We start from the raw sequence: 15,961 nt of genomic DNA, 5'->3' as shown, positions 1-15,961 counted from the left end.
GTCAGTACCGATCTTCGTTCGGCCGGAGAGGGCGCAACTACCATAGTCAAAAATACTAAGGCCCGACGGAAGGACGGTGGAGCTATGACCATCCTGGCGGCGGTCGACGGTAGCGAGCACTCGAGTTCGGTGATCGAGGTCGGCTACGATCTGGCCGTGACCTACGGCGTTCCGCTCGAGGTGCTCCACGTCGCACCGAGAGAGGAGTTCAAGTCCTACCAGCGCTCGCTGAAGGGGACCGACGAGTTCTCCGACTACTCGGTCCGTCAGCACGAAGACAGCGCGGCGAACGTCGTGAGAACGCTCGTGAGAACGACCCTCGACGGTCGTGACCGGAGTTCGGTGTCGTCCGTCGGTAAGGTCGGGGATCCGGTCGAGGAGATCCTGAAACACGCCGAGGACTCCGACGCGCGGTTCGTCGTCATCGGCGGTCGGAAGCGCTCGCCGACCGGGAAGGCCATCTTCGGCAGCGTGACGCAGTCGGTCCTCCTCGAGAGCGACTGTCCCACCGTCACGGTGATGAGCGACGAGGAGGGCTGATCGGACCGAACCGGCTGTAGGAGGACCGACTTCGGCGAGAGACCACCGGTTCGTCGATACGAACGTGAAACGAAGCTGATGAAACGATCCGCGTGCACACGCCGACTTCCGAAGAAGGCGGATAGACGGTGTGAATGCAGTGGGCTCCGGTGTCTCGACCCACGGCCGCTCTCCGAAGGGCCACTCCGTGCAGGTGCACGCCGTTCTGCGGTGGCGAGATACCTCGACACGACCGAACACGACCTTTTTGAGGAGGCGCCCCGTTCGATGGGTGTGAACGTAGAGTTCCCAGACGCCGACGCCTTGCGCTCGGGTGGTGACGTCACCGTAGAGGACCTCCCCCGCTTCGCCGTCGCGGAGCGGACGCGCGATGTGCGGTCGGTCGAGGACCTCGAGGCCTCGGCGCGCCGGGCGGTCGACTCGATCGACGCCTTCGAGACGCTCCCACAGGGTGCGGAGGTCGGAATCACCGCCGGCAGTCGGGGGATAGACGACATGCCGGCCGTTCTCGCGACGGCGGTGGACGAGCTATCGTCCCGGGGGTACGAGCCGTTCGTCCTCCCGGCGATGGGGAGCCACGGCGGCGCGACCGCCGATGGTCAGGTCGAGACGCTCGCCGCACTCGGTATCACGCCGGAGTCGATTGGCTGTGAGATCAGGTCGTCGATGGCGGTCGAGGGCGTCGGCGAAGACGACCTCGGGCGAACCGTCTACGCCGCTCGGGACGCGCTCGAGGCCGACGCGGTGCTTCTGGCGAACCGGATAAAACCGCACACCGACTTCCACGGCCCGATCGAGAGCGGCCTCTCGAAGATGGCCGTCATCGGCCTGGGGAAACACCGGGGAGCGGAGTCACTGCACAACGCCGCCATCGCGACCGACTTCGCGACGGTCATCCGGGACCGAACGGACGTCCTCCTCGAGGCGACGCCGATCGTCGGCGGTATCGCGCTCGTCGAGAACGCAGACCACCGTGCGGCACACGTCGAGGGGGTGAACGCGAGGGAGATCTCTACCCGCGAACCGGAACTGCTGGACCTCGCACGCGAGCTCTTTCCGACCCTCCCGATCGAGGACCTGGACCTGCTCGTCGTCGACGAGTTCGGGAAGGACAGATCGGGGACCGGGATGGACACGAACGTCCTCGGTCGGTACTACTTCCACGGCGAGTCGGAGCCGGACTCGCCCTCTATCACCCGGGTGTACGCGCGGTCGCTCTCCGAGGCCTCTCACGGGAACGCGATCGGGATCGGCCTCGCCGACTTCCTCCACCGGGACGTCATAGAGGAGATCGACTTCGAGGACATGTACATCAACATCGTGACCAGCGGCGAGCCACGCCGTGCGAACGTCCCGTTCGTCGTGCCCGACGACGTTACGGCACTGATACTCTCCTGTTCGATGACCGGCGTCGACTCCCCGGAGGAACTCCGCGTCGCCCGGATCGCGAGCACGATGGAACCGGATACGTTGCTCGTCTCGGAACCGGTCGCTGCTGACCTCCGTGAGCGTGAGGATGTAGCTCTCGGCCCGCTCGAACCGCTCGAGTTCTCGGATGGGGAGTTCGTCTCGAGTGCACCACTGTATCGCTAGTGGCCGCTTCAGATGACCTCTTCCGTCGGCGCGTGATACGGTCGCTGGAAACTATTGTATTCCACGAATCGTATCAAGCCTTCGTGACCGCTCGCTCGACTGTCCACCTATCCAGATCGGCCGACCGACAGTGTGTCGGACCAGCCGTCGTTCACGAGAGCGGTGCTCTCGCGTAGCCCATCGGAAACCGTAAGTTTCTGAGGGCGGCGATGCTGACCGGGTCGGGTTTAACGACCCGCTGTCACGATAGACGGCAGGTGATCTTGATTTTTCACTACAATACACTCCGAGACGAAAACGATCCTCGATGCCGATTTGTACGGTCGGTATGGTTCAGATCCGGCAGCTTAGTTTCTCCATAGATCGACCAAAAACGATCTCTCGAAAACGACATCTCTCGTCGATCGGTTCGGAGACTAGACCTTCCCTGCTCGATTAGGATCGAACGATCTGGTCGACTCTACTGATCGGACCCTCATCGAAAAGTGGGTTCACACCCTGAAGTGTGGAGTCGGCTGCTTCCACAATCCGTAGGTAAGCAGCCGGGCGAGTACACGCCGATGAGTTGAGGTATTCGTGCACTATTCTCACAATCAGCGACCGAACTTGCCACTCGATCGACGAACATCAGTCGAGGCGGTGCCGGACTAAGCAGTACCGTCACACACGATGGATACACTTTCTGAGCAAAGCAGATGAAAGAGACTCGTGAGCGGAGGCGATGAGTGCCGTCCACGAGTTTCGTTCGGGGACGCACGTTCGCGAGCCGCAGTGCTCCAGCGGGTCGCCTCGGCCGCGTTCTTCGCGCCGGGCGACCGACGGTCCGGGAACGACCAGGAACGAGGAGAGGGGGTGTGGGGCCACTCGCGTGGTCGTCGGTCGCCCACCGGCGTCACCGTCCGCCGATGGGGACGGGCGTCCGGTCCCGCTCGTCCTCCCGCTCGAGAGACTCCCGGGACTCGAGCGCGTGGAGGCCGTCTTGGAGCGTGTAAGTCCGGTCGTCGTCGGAGCAGGGAAAGACGGCTTCGACGTCACGATCGGAGTAGATCCCCAGACAGAGCAGGGGGAAGCTGACGACGGTCCACGTGGAGTCGGAGACGATCGTCTTCGTCTCGCGGACGTGGAACGCCGGCGAGAGCGTGTAGCCGTGCTCGTCGGCCCAGTCGGCGAACTCGTCGTACCGGCGTTTGATCGGGAGCTCCGAGCTGTCGGTCGGAACGCTGTGGCCCCACACCTCGTAGTCGACGGACTCGAGCGTGCCCTCGGCCACCAGCCGTTCGAGGCGCTCGATCGCCCGCTGCTGGACGTCGTTGATACCAGTCGGTGCCACCGATCGAATGTAGAGAACCGCGCTGTGCGCAGTTCGGTCTGATGCGTCCATCCCAGTCACCCTCAACGAACGAATCACGCTCCGTGCTATTAGATGTTTTCACGCCAACAAGACGGGTCGGTTCCGGCACTCGATTTCACCTCTCCCGTCGGTCGTCACACCCCCACTCAGACCTCCTTCCGTCCCGTGCGCCGCTCGGGAACGAGTCGGAAGCTCCGGAAGGTCACCTCCTCCGGCGGGCGGTCGAAGACGTCGACCACCGGGATCCGGACTGCCCACATTCGCTGGACGGCCGTCGCGTCGTACGGCGAATCCGAGATCGACTCGAGCGTGCCGGAGGCGACTACGCTCCGCCACCCGTCGTCGGTGTGACGGTGGACGACGAACGAGACCGGGCCGTCGAGGTGTGCTTCCTTCTCGCTTCCCGGGAGGAGCGAGAGCGTGTAGTAAAAGTGCGAGGACGCGGCGTCGTAGCCGTAGGAGACCGGGATCGACAGCGGTGCTCGGTCGGTCTCCGTTGCGAACGAGAGCACGCCGGTGCCGCCGTTGCCTAGGAACGCTGCGATCTCCTCGTCGCTCATCTGCACCCAGCGGAGCGAACTCATACACACGATAGAGTCCGTCGGAACAAAACGTTTGTCGCTCGACGTGTTCGCCGACAGGACGCGATCCGCTCGCGTTCTCACGAGGTGAAACGCTCTCGAAGAGTGATTGTGCTCGCACGCGAACGCATCGAACTTCGACGAGTTCACCGGCCAGATACAGCACCGACTCGCGTTCCCGGACACGGGACGGACGGTCCGCGCGACGTTCGTGACGCTCGGTCGGCGGATCCCAAAGGGAGCGACGGCGGGCCTCGTCGCATCGCTACCGATGGTGATCCGCTGATAGACGACCGGCGAGGTACACGACCACGGCCAGCGCTTCGGCTGCGAGGAGTTCGTCTCGCGCGTCGGCGAGATCGAGGGAGCCGGCCCGTCCGTCGCCGCCTACCACGCCCGCGTCGTCGACCTCGTCCACGACGTCCTTCCCGAGTCCGACTTCCAGCAGCTCCGCGACCAGTTCCCGGAGAACCCCGACGACGAGAACCGGGGGAAGCTGTTCGAGGTGGTCGACGCCGGCGGCTGGAACGAGCCGGAGGGGTCGGCGGGAGGCTGAGCCTCCGACGGGGCGAATCCCGACGACGTCCGAGGGCCGACTACGCGGTGAGCACCGGACGGCCGGCGTGTCTGACGACGCGCTCGGCGACGCTCCCGATGTGGCCCTCTCGCTCGTGGGACTGACCCTGGTAGCCGAGGACGATCAGGTCGGTCCCGATCTCGTCGGCGTAGTCCGTGATCTCCCGGTGTGGGCGACCGTGACAGAGCCTCGTTTCCACGACGAGTCCACGGTCGTCGGCCCGATCGGCGATCTCGTCGAGCAGGTCGTGACCGCGGTCTTCGAGTTCGTGGAGGACGATCTCGGTGCTGCTCAGCGCTGGCTCGCCGTACCGACTGGTGTCCACGACGTGGAGCGCGTGGACCGTCGCCCCGTACTGTTCGGCGAGGGCGAGCGTGTGCTCGACCGCTCTGTTGGCCGGTTCGCTCCCGTCGGTCGGAACGAGGATTCTGTCGTACATCGCGTTCGTTCCGATCACGACCGCCGCGGCCAAATAGTTACCCACCGATCAGGTTACGGGAGTCGAGAGCACGCCACCGGATCGAGCGTTTCGAGGGGGTCACCGGCCGTAGAACGCCGGGTGGGGATCGAGTCCGTCCAGTCTCGACGGATCGGGATGGCGAACGATGTGGACGTCGTACGTCTCGCCGGCGGCCACACGTGCGCCGACCGACGCGAGCGGCGTCACGACGCTCCCGACGTTCTCGCTCCCGAGGAACACCACCTCACGGTCGCGCTCTATCATACGGACCGCTGACCGTCCGTACCGCTCGTACTGGTACCCGCCTCCCGATCCGAGCGGTAACCAGCTACAGCAGTCCGCATCACCGGCCTAGAGACGAGGCGAGTGATCGAACGAACGCAGGTAGTCTCAGCCCCGCATCCCCCAGTGTGATTCCGCTCTCACCGAACGACCGTCACTGGCATCGGCGCACGACGGGCCACGGTGTCCGCAACGCTCCCGAGGAGCACGCTCTCGCGCTCGCTCCGGCCGTGTGCGCCGAGAACGATCGCGTCGAACCCGTTTTCCACGGCGTGTTCGACGATCGCACGGTCTGGTCGGCCCCGTTCGACCGCGGTGTCGATCTCCACGCCGTGTGCATCCGCGCGGCGCTCGCTCCGCTCGAACAGCGTTTCGGCGCGCGCCTCGAGGCGTGCGACCCACTCCCCGAACCCCTCCGATGCGCCGAACCCGGCCTCGTAGTAGCCGAACGGGTCGACCACGAACAGGACGGTGATCTCGGGGTCGGTGAGAGCGGTACAGGCGTACTCCAGCGCGGCGTCGGCCTGTGGCGAGCCGTCCATCGCGACGAGGATTCGACGAGCCATGCTCGACAGTCGTCGGTCAGCGCCATAGTTCCATCCGTCGGATCGGGCGCAGCTATTTCCCGCCGGCCCTCCTCCGAGAGGACATGAGTCGGATACCGTCCACGGAGATGAGCGCGGAAGAACGCGACGAATTCCTCGGCAACGGCGGCACCGGCGTGCTCTCGCTCGCGACCGACGGCGAGGAGAGCCCGCACACGGTGCCCGTCTCCTACGGCTACGACGCGAGCGAGGCGACGTTCTACTTCCGGCTCGCGGTCGGCCCCGACACTGCGAAGGGATCGCCCGCCGACAGACCCGTCTCGTTCGTCACCTACGGACAGGAGGGAGGACGCTGGCGGAGCGTCGTCGCCCGGGGTCGTCTGGAGGCGACCACCGAGGAACCGATCGAGACCCGGACGCTTCGGGGTCTCGACCGCGTCCACATCCCACTGTTCGACGTGTTCGACGAACACCCGCGGACGGTCCCCTTCGAGTTCTACCGCCTCGTTCCGAAGGAGCTGACCGGCAGGAAGGAGACGAGCACCGGGGACTGATCGGCGGGACGTCGGACACCGGTTCGAAACCCCGGCGAAACGAGTTCGGTCATCGGATCGCCGGACGTTCTCCCTCCTCGATACGTACGTCGAAATTCACGGACAGGGGAGCCGTTCCCGTGACACGAGTGCGTTCGTAACGTGAAGTCGATCCAACACGCGTACGGGGACGGGCTCCGTGAGACCCGTCCGACCGAGTAGTACTTTCTCGGCTATCATTCTCCCCGTCCGAGGCCGACGAGATCGCTCGTCCGAGGCGTTCGTTCCGGCAGAAACCCCTCGATCGCGGCCGACCCGGGAAACGGGCGGGCGGAAATGACGTCGCTCTAAGCGGCTGCACGAAGGGTACGACGGGCGTGTTCGATCGCGACTTCGGAGGGATCCTCGGTTCGGAGGCCCGGCTCTCGACGGTGACCGGTCGTGACCGCGCTCGCGAGTTCGTGAGAGTGTGGTGGGCGCCGATCGGTGCTCACCGGACGATCGTCACTGGGATCGGCGAGCGGCGTGCGACGGTCTCCGCGACGCTGCCGAGGAGGACGCGGGAGACGCCCGACCGACCGTGGCTTCCCATCACGATCAGGTCGGCGTCGGTGTCGGCGGCGGCCGCCAGGATCGCCCGTGAGGGGTCACCGCGTTCGATCGCGGTCTCGACGGCGACGCCCGCCTCCCCCGCGATCGCCCCCAGATCGGCGAGCAGCGTTTCGGCGCGCTCGCGGCGGCGGTCGATCATCGTCTCGTTCCAGACGCTCGGCTCGGAGACGTAGATCGCGTCGATCGGGTCAACGACGTGGACGAGCACCAGACGGTCGTCGGCGTACTCCGAGACCGCGAACTCGAACGCCGCCCGCGCCTGTATCGACTCGTCCACCGGAACGAGGATCGTCCGTGCCATACGGTACCTGCCACCACGACAAGCATACCTCTTTCGGGGCTCCCGGATCCGACCCGGAGTGGTTGATTAGTCAACTATTTACGGCTGGCCGGCGAGCGTGAGAACGCTGGGTGTTGTCCCAGTGCGAGCGGGCTTCGGTCGGTCGACGGTCGGGCCGGAGCTGCCTCTGATGGGGAGAGGGGCCCGCGGCGGTTGGATGAGCTCCCGTGGCCCCGCCCCCCGTCGTCACGGTTCTCGCGCTCTCGTGACCCCGCGAGCGATCGCGCCGAGCGGGCGGGTTGATAGTCTCGGCGACCGTAGTGGCCCCCATGACCGGGAGAACGGAAGCCGTCGGATCGGTGAGCGACGTCGGCCGGGATCGACCGGGAATCGAGCGGAGGGGGACGTGACCGTGTTCGAGGACAGAGCGGCGGCCGGACGACGCCTCGCGGCCGCCGTCCGGGACGAAGCGGTCCCCGGAGACGTCGTTCTCGCGATCCCGCGCGGCGGCCTCCCCCTGGGCAGAGCGGTCGCCGACGCCCTGGGCGTCCCGCTCGACGTCGTCGTCGCGACGAAGATCGGCGCGCCGTGGAACCCGGAGCTGGCGGTCGGTGCGGCCGCGAGCGACGGGGCCTACTGGACGAACGAACCGCTCGTCGCCGACCTCGGGCTCGACCGGACGGCCTTCGACCGTCGGCGACGCGAGGCGGTGGCGAGCGCGGGCGAGAAGGCCGAACGCTACCGGGCGGGCCAGCCGCCGCTCTCGCTCTCGGGGAGACGTGTCGTGGTCGTGGACGACGGCGTCGCGACGGGCGCGACGACCCGGGCGTGTCTCCGACAGGTCCGCGAGGCGGGCGCGGCGCACGTGACGCTCGCGGTCCCGGTCGCCCCGACGGAGACGCTTTCGGCGCTCGAAGAGGAGGTCGACGCCGTCGTCTGTCTCGAGACGCCCTCGCCGTTCGGATCGGTCGGGGAGTTCTACCGCTCGTTCGAGCAGGTCCCGGACGAGGTGGCGATGGGATACCTCGACGGGCGCTGATACGGACTGCTGTACGTCCGTACCGGCCAGACCGGTACCCGCCTCTCGGTTCGAACGGTACCAGGCACAGCAGTCTGTATGAACGTGCGCCCACAGGTTGATGCGACCGCACGTCGAACGGCGCGTATGCGGATCCTGGTACCCCTCGACGACTCGGATCCGGCGAGGCGGGCCGTCGAACACGCGACGACGCACTATCCGGACGCCGAGACGACCCTCCTGCACGTAATCGACCCGGCGGCGAGCGTCGTCGGCGGCGAGGTGACCGACGACTTCGATCCCGTCGTTCGCAGCGGGCGCGAGGAGGCAACGCGGCTGTTCGACGCGATAACCACGGCCGAGGAGTTCGACGGGAGGGCCCTCGCAACGGAGACCGTCGTCGGCTCGCCAGCCCGCGAGATCCTCGCGTACGCCGAGGAGAGTGAGATGGACCAGATCGTGATCGGGAGTCACGGCCGGTCGGGCGTCTCCCGTGCCCTCCTCGGCAGTGTCGCCGAAACTGTCGTCCGCAGGGCGCCCGTCCCGGTGACCGTCGTTCGCTGATCCAGGTCATACGGACTGCTGTACCTGGTCACCGCTCAGATCGGTACCTGTCTCTCGGTCAGAGCAGGACGGACAGCGGTCCGTCTCACTCCTCGTCGAAGAAGGAGTGTGTCGCCTGCGCGATACCGAACGGCTCTCCGGTCGTCGCGTCGGTGACGATGTCGCCGTCGAGCATCACCCTGGTCGTGAGCTCGTCGGCGCTGTCGTCCGCCTTCTGTGCGACGACCGAGATAACCGTCGGGTCGTCGTCGATCTCGAACGTGGTGAAGCCCTCGTCCACGACCGAGATCGTCCGGTCGTGCGTCGAGAACGCCATCGCCCACTCGCCGTCGTAGTCGACCTGTGCGTAGACCGTCCCCGATGGGCGGCCGTCGTCCTCCTCCTCCGGCTCCGCCTCGTTCTCGCCGACCACCTCCTCGTCGCCTTCCTCGCCAGCCTCTCCGTCGCCCTCCTCGCTCGCCTCCTCGTCTCCCCCCTCGGTCCCGTCGTCGCCCTCCTCCGCGTCGTCCTGATCTCCGTCCGCCTCCTCGTCGCCCCCCTCAGTCCCGCCGTCCTCCCCGCCGTCGTCGTTCAGCTCGTCGATCCCCTCCGCGAGCTCCGCGACCTCGGCGTACGCCCGCTGTTCGAGCGCCCCGCGGTCGACAGGGCTCTCCTCGTCGTCCTCTCCCTCGTCGTCTTCGTCCTCGTCCGGTTCCTCCTCCCCGTCTGTTCCCTCCTCGTCGCCCTCACCCTCCTCGTCGTCCTCGTCGGGCGTCTCCGGCTCCTCCCCGAGGTCTTCCTCCGGCGTCTCCTCGTCGTCGCCCCCGAGGTCGGCACAGCCGACGAGGGGTACGAGCAGCCCGGCAGCCATCGCCTTCGCGTAGTGTCTCCTCCGCATTACGACCTGTCGTTGGGGCCCCCGTACGATTACTATGCAGAGGTGTACGGAGGGTAGAGGAAGCATACGAACCCGTAGAACGCGACCGTCGAGGGCTACGAGAACGCCTCGCGGCCCAGCTCCTGGTAGGCGGCGTGGGCGGCGTACTCCTCGAGCGTCGGCTGCCTCCAGTACCTGACGGTTCCGCTCCGCCCGTCGTACTCGATCGCGCCGACCTCGACGAGCGGCGGGAGCCACTCCTCGACGAGGCGGCGGCGGTCGCCGGCCCCGGAGGGGTCGGCGTCCGGCTCGCAGCGCGCCTCGATCGATCGCACCGAGGCACAGAGCGCGTCCGCGTCCTCGACGGGGTCGTCGTTCCGGATGAAGTGATAGAGCACGTACCGGGCGTGCTGGTTCGACAGCACGCGAAAGACCGTCCCGTGCGAGAGCGAGGACGCGACCCGCCCCGTGGACGCCGTCTCGTCGGATGGGTTCAGAGGATCACTCATGCATTCCACCATCATCTCCGTCGATCGTTGGGTATAGAAGGTTTTCGTCCGTTGAGAACCGTTTGACATCAACTCACCGTAAATTAATGATATTAAAACGGTATCTCGAATTCGCCGCACACATCAATGAATGGAACAGTCCGGAGTGCGAACAACCGGGACCGAACCGGTACGGCGGCGATGACGACCGGGGTCCGGCTTCCGAACGGGGCCGTCGTTCGCGAGCGGGAGCGCCGTTGCCACCGATCGAGAACGGAGTAAGCGAGTCGTTACTCTCGGTTCGGGGAGGGTAGTCGGACGCTACCGGGTGCTCGACTGGCGCTCGACGAACGAGCGTCGCGGGGTGCCCGGAACCATTCGTCTCCGGCCGTCCACCCACCGTATCCCGGACGCGGGCGCGCCCGTGGAACCGCCCGCTCGACCGTCGTAACCGAGCTATAACTATGCGCCCGGGTGAGCGAGGTGACACGTCTCCATGAGAACACTGCTGATCGGACTCGACGCCGCCTGTTCTCGGGTCCTCGACCCGCTCGCGGCCGCGGGCGAGATCCCACGGATCGCGGCGATCCGCGAGGCCGGCGTCGCGGCACCGCTCGCCTCGCAGATCCCACCGTGGACCGCGAGCGCCTGGCCCACGCTCTACACCGGGACGAACCCCGGGAAACACGGCGTCTTCGACTTCCTCGCGTTCGACGGCTACGACTGGGACGTCGTCACCGCGAGCGACGTACGGACGCCGGCGCTCTGGGAGATCCTCACCGACCACGGCCTCTCGAGCGTCGTCGTCAACGTCCCGGTCACGGCCCCCCCACCGGAGATCGACGGCGCGGTGGTTCCCGGCTACACGGCTCCCGAGGGCCCGGCCTGTCACCCGGACGGGCTGCTCGACGAGATCGAGGCGGCGATCGGCGGGTATCGCGTCTACCCGCGGACAGGTGCGGAGAGCACCGACGAGCGGGTCGAGGGCTACCGCGAGGTGATCCGGATGCGCGGGGACGCGACGAGCTACCTCGTCGATCGGTACGACCCGGCGTTCTGCTTCGTCCAGTTCCAAGTGACCGACACCGTCTTCCACGAGTGTGCTGGCGCTTCCGAGGCGGTCCGGGCGGTCTACCGGGCGGTCGACGAGCAGGTCGGCCGTCTCTACGACCGCTGTGCGCCCGAGACCGTCGTCGTCGCGAGCGACCACGGGATGGGGCCGTACGAGCGCGAGGAGTTCCGCGTCAACGAGTTCCTCCGCCGGCGGGGCTACGTCGCGACCCGTCGCGGCGGCCTCGACGGGATGCCGTCGTGGGGCACGCTCAGGGAACGCCTCGTCGATGCCTCCGGGACCGACGCCGAGCGACCGGTCCCCCGGAGCGCCCGTCTCATGCGCGCGGCGGCGTCGGTGGGCGTGACGAGCCAGCGCCTCGAGGCGCTTCTCGACCGCCTCGGTCTCACGGAGCTCGCGCTCCGGGTCATCCCGCGCGACGCGATCAGGGCGGGAACCGACCAGGTGGACTTCGCGAGGTCGACGGCGTACATGCGCTCGCGGATCGAGTGTGGGGTCCGTCTCAACGTCGAGGGGCGAGAGCCGGCGGGGGTCGTCCCCGAGGGCGGGTACGAGGCCGTGAGACGGGAGCTGATCGACGAACTCGCCGCGGTCAGGACGCCCGACGGCTCGCCGGTCTTCGACGAGGTCGGCCCGCGCGAGGCGTACTTCGAGGGGCCGGCGGTGGGGCGAGCGGTCGACGTGGTCACCGTCCCCGCCGGGTTCGAACAGTTCCTCTCCGCACGCCTCGGCGGCGGGGAGTTCGCGCCGCCGAGCGAGCCGTGGAACCACACGCTGGAAGGGACGGTCGCGATCGCCGGGGAGGGGATCGAGCCGGGATGGTCGCTCGAGGGCGCCCGGCTAGTCGACGTCGCGCCGACCGTTCTCGCGCTCTGCGGGGTGGCCCGCACCGACGCGATGGACGGCGAGGTGCTCCCGGTGGTCGACCCCGTCGGAACCGAGGCGTACGACGGCGACTGGCACGAGCGCCGGCCGGCCGGGTCCGTGCGGAACGGGAGTAGCCGCGACGTCGAGCGGCGGCTCTCGGACCTCGGCTACCTGGAGGACCGATGACGGTCGAGATCCGGGAGGTCGAGGACGAGCGCTGGGATCGGTACGTCGAGCGCTCGGCGGCGACGGTCTTTCACCGGTCGGGCGCGCTCGACGCGATACGGGGGGAGACCGGCGACGCGCTCCACCGCCTCGTCGGCTACCGGGGCGAGGAGCCGGTCGGGATCCTCCCGCTGTTCGTGCGGACCGTCGCCGGGACGACCGTCGCCTTCTCGCCCCCACCCGACCTCCTCCTCCCATATCTCGGTCCGGCGCTGCTCACCCCACCGGGGTGCAAACCCTCGAAGGCCGAGCGGCGCCACGGCGTGTTCGTCGACGCCGCGACCGAGTGGCTCCACCGGGTCTACGGCCCCGCCTACGTCCACCTCCGGAGCGGCACCCGGTACACGGACCCGCGACCGCTCTCGTGGAACGGCTTTCGGATCCGGCCGAAACACACCTACTCGCTCGATACGACCCGCTCGCGGGAGGAGCTACTGTCGACGTTCAGCAGCGACGCCCGACGGAACGTCCGCGGTGACGAGGACGTCGACTGTCGGATCGAGGTCGGCGACCGGGAGGCGATCCGGGCGATCGTCGAACAGGTCGCGGCGAGATACCGAGATCAGGGCGAGTCCTACCCGCTCGATCCGGGGTTCGTCACGGCGCTCTACGACGGGCTCACCCCCGAACGGTTCCGCCCCTACGCCTGCTATCGGGACGGGGAGCTTATAGGAGGGATGCTCGCCCCCCGTGACGACCGCACCGTCTACCGGTGGCAGGGCGGCGCGAAACCCGACGTGGAGCTGCCGGTCAACGACCTGCTCGACTGGCGGATCATCACCGACGCCGTCGACGACGGCCTCGCCGAGTACGACCTGGTCGACGCCGACACCAGGCGGCTGAACGGCTACAAGGCGAAGTTCAACCCCGCGCTGCGACCGTACTACGAGATGGAGTGGGGTCGAGCCCACACCCGGCTCCTCGCCGGGGCGTACAGGCGACTCAGGTACTGAGAGGGATCGTCGGAGAAACACACCGTTCTTCGACCCTGAAACGAACGACACCGGTGATCTGTACGCCCGGAAGGACGATCGGCGACGATGATCCCTACGAACGATCAGGCGGTCAGCTCTCCGGTGAGGTACTGGTTCTCCCACTCACGACGGGCGGCGACCTCGCGCTCTCCCCGTTCGGTCAGTCGGTAGTAGTTCGTCCGCCGGTCGCGCTGGCCCTTCTCGACGAGCCCCTTGTGAACGAGCGCGTCGAGGTTCGGGTAGAGCCGGCCGTGGTGGATCTCGGTGCTGTAGTAGTCCTCCAGCTCGCCCTTGATCGCGAGTCCGTGGGGCTCGCCGCTCCCACAGATGACGTACATGAGGTCGCGCTGGAAGCCCGTCAGGTCGTCCATAGTGTAGGTACGGCTCCCGAGGGGTTAGTAGTGTTGGTTAGTTGCCGTATCTGGGGAGAGGACGCGTCGTCTCAGCCCGTGAAAACGACCGCCCGAAATCGGTCGGCCTACCGGGAGAGGGCAGTCGACTCCGTATCCCGAACCGACCGTACGGCCGCGAGCGAGGGTCGTGAGCGGGCCGACCCCGCCCGGTCGCGTGCCTAGGCAACGAGTACTTTTGCCCGCCGCCCGTGAGGGAACGGCCGAGTATGCCCGAGGAAAACCCCTCTCGTCTCCCGGGAGCGTGCCCCTTCCCGATCGACGAGGACGTCCCCGTGTACGAGTACCTAGAGCGAGTGGAGCTGGAGGAGGGCCGGACGCGCTACCGCTGTCCGACGTGTGCGGCGCTCTTCCGGACCGACGAGGGGCTCGCGATCCACCACTCACGCGTCCACGAGATCACGCTCACCGAGCGACTCTGTGGCTCCGAGGCCGTCCGCGAGTACGTGAGAGCGCGCTACCTCGACGGCGGCGACGGCCTGGAGACGATCACCGCGTCGATCCCGTACGTGAGCCGGACCACGGTGAAACATCTGCTGGGCTCCGCCTACCAGCGCCCGCCGGAACAGGAGCTGAACCGGCTGCTCAGCCGGCCCGACATCGGCCCGCAGCACGTCGGCCTCAGCGCCCCGGACGACCCCGAGGGTCACCGATAGCGCGAGCGGTCGGGAAAAAGCGGGGAGGGAGTCGGACGGGAACCCGGTTCCACGGCCAGACGACTGGGATCTGACGGTGTCGGATCGAACGCCACCGCCACAGGCTGGTGGATCGCCGACTCCCGCACACCGTACGCCGCGCCCGTAGCTTAGTATGTGGACGCTATCGGTGGGTCGGCGAGATCTCACTCGCTCGACGGCGGTAGACGCACAATAACGAACCGCACACTCTGCGGAGTGGGGACGATGTCCGGCAGCCGCGAGGAGCGAGAGCCGAACCGACTCCCGACCGGAGCCGTGAGCGGGGTTGCCGGGCGGGTTCCGAGGGATATTCCGGTGCTCGGCCTCCTCCTCGCCGCCGGAAACGGGGCGGTCCTGGCGGGTCTCGACCCGCTCTCGGTCTGGTTCGGGCTCGTTCTCGCGCTGGTCCTCCCGGGCTACGCACTGCTCACGCTCGTCGCCCCGCGAGGGAGGGAGGCGGGCGGGCTGGGCCACGCGGAGCGGCTTGCGCTCTCGTTCGCGACCAGCCTCGCGGTGGTGCCGATGCTCGTGCTGGTGCTCACCGTGGCGGTCGCCGCGCCGCTCACGACGACGACCGTGCTGTACGCGATCGACGCGTTCGTCCTCGCGGCGCTGCTGGCCGGACTGCTCCGCCGGCTCCGGCTCCCCCGAGAGGAGTGCTACGACCTCCCGGTCGGACGGTGGCTCCGCGGGGCGACCGACGGGCTCGCCGCTGCGCGGGAGAACCCGCTCTCGGTGCTGCTCGTCCTCTCGATGCTGCTCGCGGTGACGACGCTCGGGTTCGCGGTCGCGGTCCCGAACGACGGCGAACGGTTCACCGAGTTCTACCTCCTCACCGACGGACCGGATGGACCGGTCGCCGGCGAGTACCCGGCCGAACTCGTCGAGGGCGAGCCGGAGACGCTGCTTCTCGGCGTCGAGAACCACGAGCGGCGGCCGCTCGGGTACGAGGTCGACGTCGAGATCCAACGGGTCGAGAGCGACGGGGGCGAGGTGACGGTGCTCGAGCGCGAGCGCCTCGCCGAGCTGCGACTCGTCCTCTCACACGGCGAGTCGACCACGATCGAACACGACGTCGCCCCGGAGATGACCGGCGAGCGGCTCAGACTCTACTACACCCTCTCGATCGAGGGCAGCGACGAGCCGTACCGCGAGCTCTACCTCTGGGTGGACGTCGTCCCCGAGGGCGACGGGAGCGACGGCGAGGGGTAGCTACTCGCCCGTCATCGCCCGTCAACGGCGTCATACCATTGCTGTCGGGGGTTCTATCTCGACTCGACCGGGCCGGACCGGACCAACCATGTCGTTCGTCGCACTCGCGTTCGCGCTCTGGCTGCTCTTCGGATTCGTGGTCGTCCTGTTGCTCGTCGCCCAGGGGCGGCGGGAGAAGGCGGGATTCGATGTCGGGTAGTCGTACGGTCGGCTGTACGTCGTCCGAGAGTATCGCCACCCGTGG

General features: G+C 67.6%; 18 protein-coding genes and 1 pseudogene. 10 read left to right on the top strand and 9 right to left on the bottom strand.

Features of this window, described 5'->3' with window-relative positions; genetic code table 11:
- The first annotated feature begins 84 nt into the window (after positions 1-84).
- Together V2L32_RS15145 and V2L32_RS15140 are read left to right on the top strand one after the other, a co-directional pair.
- Positions 85-540 carry a universal stress protein gene (locus V2L32_RS15145; protein WP_331236623.1) on the top strand — a complete coding sequence of 152 codons (456 nt, stop codon included), beginning with the start codon at positions 85-87 and terminating at the stop codon, positions 538-540.
- Positions 541-813: 273 nt separating this feature from the next.
- Positions 814-2,133 carry a nickel pincer cofactor-dependent isomerase, group 22 gene (locus V2L32_RS15140; RefSeq protein WP_331233317.1) on the top strand — a complete coding sequence of 440 codons (1,320 nt, stop codon included), beginning with the start codon at positions 814-816 and terminating at the stop codon, positions 2,131-2,133.
- Between the two features lie 892 nt (positions 2,134-3,025).
- Here V2L32_RS15140 and V2L32_RS15135 read toward each other — a convergent pair.
- Complete coding sequence (locus tag V2L32_RS15135; RefSeq protein ID WP_331233316.1) at positions 3,026-3,514, bottom strand: HTH domain-containing protein; 489 nt, start codon at positions 3,512-3,514, stop codon at positions 3,026-3,028.
- 116 nt (positions 3,515-3,630) lie between these two features.
- Complete coding sequence (locus V2L32_RS15130) at positions 3,631-4,068, bottom strand: pyridoxamine 5'-phosphate oxidase family protein (protein WP_331233315.1); 438 nt, start codon at positions 4,066-4,068, stop codon at positions 3,631-3,633.
- 106 nt (positions 4,069-4,174) lie between these two features.
- Between V2L32_RS15130 and V2L32_RS15125 the strand changes: the two are divergent.
- A pseudogene (locus tag V2L32_RS15125) lies at positions 4,175-4,621 on the top strand (DUF2267 domain-containing protein).
- A 40-nt stretch (positions 4,622-4,661) separates the two neighbouring features.
- Here the strand turns inward: V2L32_RS15125 and V2L32_RS15120 are convergent.
- The 3 genes from V2L32_RS15120 to V2L32_RS15110 form a co-directional block, all read right to left on the bottom strand.
- Complete coding sequence (locus V2L32_RS15120; protein ID WP_331233314.1) at positions 4,662-5,081, bottom strand: universal stress protein; 420 nt, start codon at positions 5,079-5,081, stop codon at positions 4,662-4,664.
- Positions 5,082-5,180: 99 nt separating this feature from the next.
- On the bottom strand, positions 5,181-5,366 hold the full coding sequence (locus V2L32_RS15115; RefSeq protein ID WP_331233313.1) for a hypothetical protein: 186 nt from the start codon (positions 5,364-5,366) through the stop codon (positions 5,181-5,183).
- A gap of 158 nt (positions 5,367-5,524) precedes the next feature.
- Complete coding sequence (locus V2L32_RS15110; RefSeq protein WP_331233312.1) at positions 5,525-5,950, bottom strand: universal stress protein; 426 nt, start codon at positions 5,948-5,950, stop codon at positions 5,525-5,527.
- An 83-nt stretch (positions 5,951-6,033) separates the two neighbouring features.
- Here V2L32_RS15110 and V2L32_RS15105 point away from each other — a divergent pair, with 83 nt between their 5' ends.
- Complete coding sequence (locus V2L32_RS15105; RefSeq protein WP_331233310.1) at positions 6,034-6,483, top strand: pyridoxamine 5'-phosphate oxidase family protein; 450 nt, start codon at positions 6,034-6,036, stop codon at positions 6,481-6,483.
- A gap of 469 nt (positions 6,484-6,952) precedes the next feature.
- On the opposite strand, the gene V2L32_RS15100 is transcribed toward V2L32_RS15105, so the two are convergent.
- On the bottom strand, positions 6,953-7,375 hold the full coding sequence (locus V2L32_RS15100; RefSeq protein WP_331233309.1) for a universal stress protein: 423 nt from the start codon (positions 7,373-7,375) through the stop codon (positions 6,953-6,955).
- Positions 7,376-7,766: 391 nt separating this feature from the next.
- Between V2L32_RS15100 and V2L32_RS15095 the strand changes: the two genes are divergently transcribed.
- Both V2L32_RS15095 and V2L32_RS15090 read left to right on the top strand, forming a co-directional pair.
- The gene (locus V2L32_RS15095; RefSeq protein ID WP_409348448.1) at positions 7,767-8,393 is read left to right on the top strand and encodes a phosphoribosyltransferase; all 627 of its coding nucleotides are present in this window, start codon (positions 7,767-7,769) and stop codon (positions 8,391-8,393) included.
- 126 nt (positions 8,394-8,519) lie between these two features.
- Entirely contained in the window at positions 8,520-8,936 is a 417-nt protein-coding gene (locus V2L32_RS15090; RefSeq protein WP_331233307.1) for a universal stress protein, read from the top strand.
- An 85-nt stretch (positions 8,937-9,021) separates the two neighbouring features.
- Here the strand turns inward: V2L32_RS15090 and V2L32_RS15085 are convergent, their stop codons facing one another.
- Together V2L32_RS15085 and V2L32_RS15080 are read right to left on the bottom strand one after the other, a co-directional pair.
- Positions 9,022-9,813 carry a hypothetical protein gene (locus V2L32_RS15085; protein WP_331233306.1) on the bottom strand — a complete coding sequence of 264 codons (792 nt, stop codon included), beginning with the start codon at positions 9,811-9,813 and terminating at the stop codon, positions 9,022-9,024.
- A 95-nt stretch (positions 9,814-9,908) separates the two neighbouring features.
- Positions 9,909-10,301 (bottom strand): DUF7344 domain-containing protein, encoded by a 393-nt coding sequence (locus V2L32_RS15080; RefSeq protein ID WP_331233305.1) that lies wholly within the window; start codon positions 10,299-10,301, stop codon positions 9,909-9,911.
- Between the two features lie 475 nt (positions 10,302-10,776).
- Between V2L32_RS15080 and V2L32_RS15075 the strand changes: the two genes are divergently transcribed.
- Complete coding sequence (locus V2L32_RS15075; protein ID WP_331233304.1) at positions 10,777-12,405, top strand: alkaline phosphatase family protein; 1,629 nt, start codon at positions 10,777-10,779, stop codon at positions 12,403-12,405.
- The gene (locus V2L32_RS15070; protein ID WP_331233302.1) at positions 12,402-13,397 is read left to right on the top strand and encodes a GNAT family N-acetyltransferase; all 996 of its coding nucleotides are present in this window, start codon (positions 12,402-12,404) and stop codon (positions 13,395-13,397) included. Before V2L32_RS15075 ends, V2L32_RS15070 begins: the two co-directional genes overlap by 4 nt.
- Before the next feature lie 104 nt (positions 13,398-13,501).
- On the opposite strand, the gene V2L32_RS15065 is transcribed toward V2L32_RS15070, so the two are convergent.
- A complete protein-coding gene (locus tag V2L32_RS15065) occupies positions 13,502-13,789 on the bottom strand; it encodes a PadR family transcriptional regulator (protein ID WP_331233301.1) in 288 nt (95 codons plus the stop codon).
- 248 nt (positions 13,790-14,037) lie between these two features.
- Between V2L32_RS15065 and V2L32_RS15060 the strand changes: the two genes are divergently transcribed.
- Together V2L32_RS15060 and V2L32_RS15055 are read left to right on the top strand one after the other, a co-directional pair.
- A complete protein-coding gene (locus V2L32_RS15060; RefSeq protein ID WP_331233300.1) occupies positions 14,038-14,484 on the top strand; it encodes a hypothetical protein in 447 nt (148 codons plus the stop codon).
- Between the two features lie 246 nt (positions 14,485-14,730).
- Complete coding sequence (locus V2L32_RS15055) at positions 14,731-15,717, top strand: DUF1616 domain-containing protein (RefSeq protein WP_331233299.1); 987 nt, start codon at positions 14,731-14,733, stop codon at positions 15,715-15,717.
- Positions 15,718-15,961 lie beyond the last annotated feature (244 nt).

It is taken from the genome of Halalkalicoccus sp. CGA53 (assembly GCF_036429475.1).
Taxonomy (GTDB): Archaea; Halobacteriota; Halobacteria; order Halobacteriales; family Halalkalicoccaceae; genus Natronorarus; species Natronorarus salvus.
The sequence above is the reverse complement of the archived record's forward strand: the minus strand, read 5'-3'. Positions and strand labels throughout refer to the sequence as shown.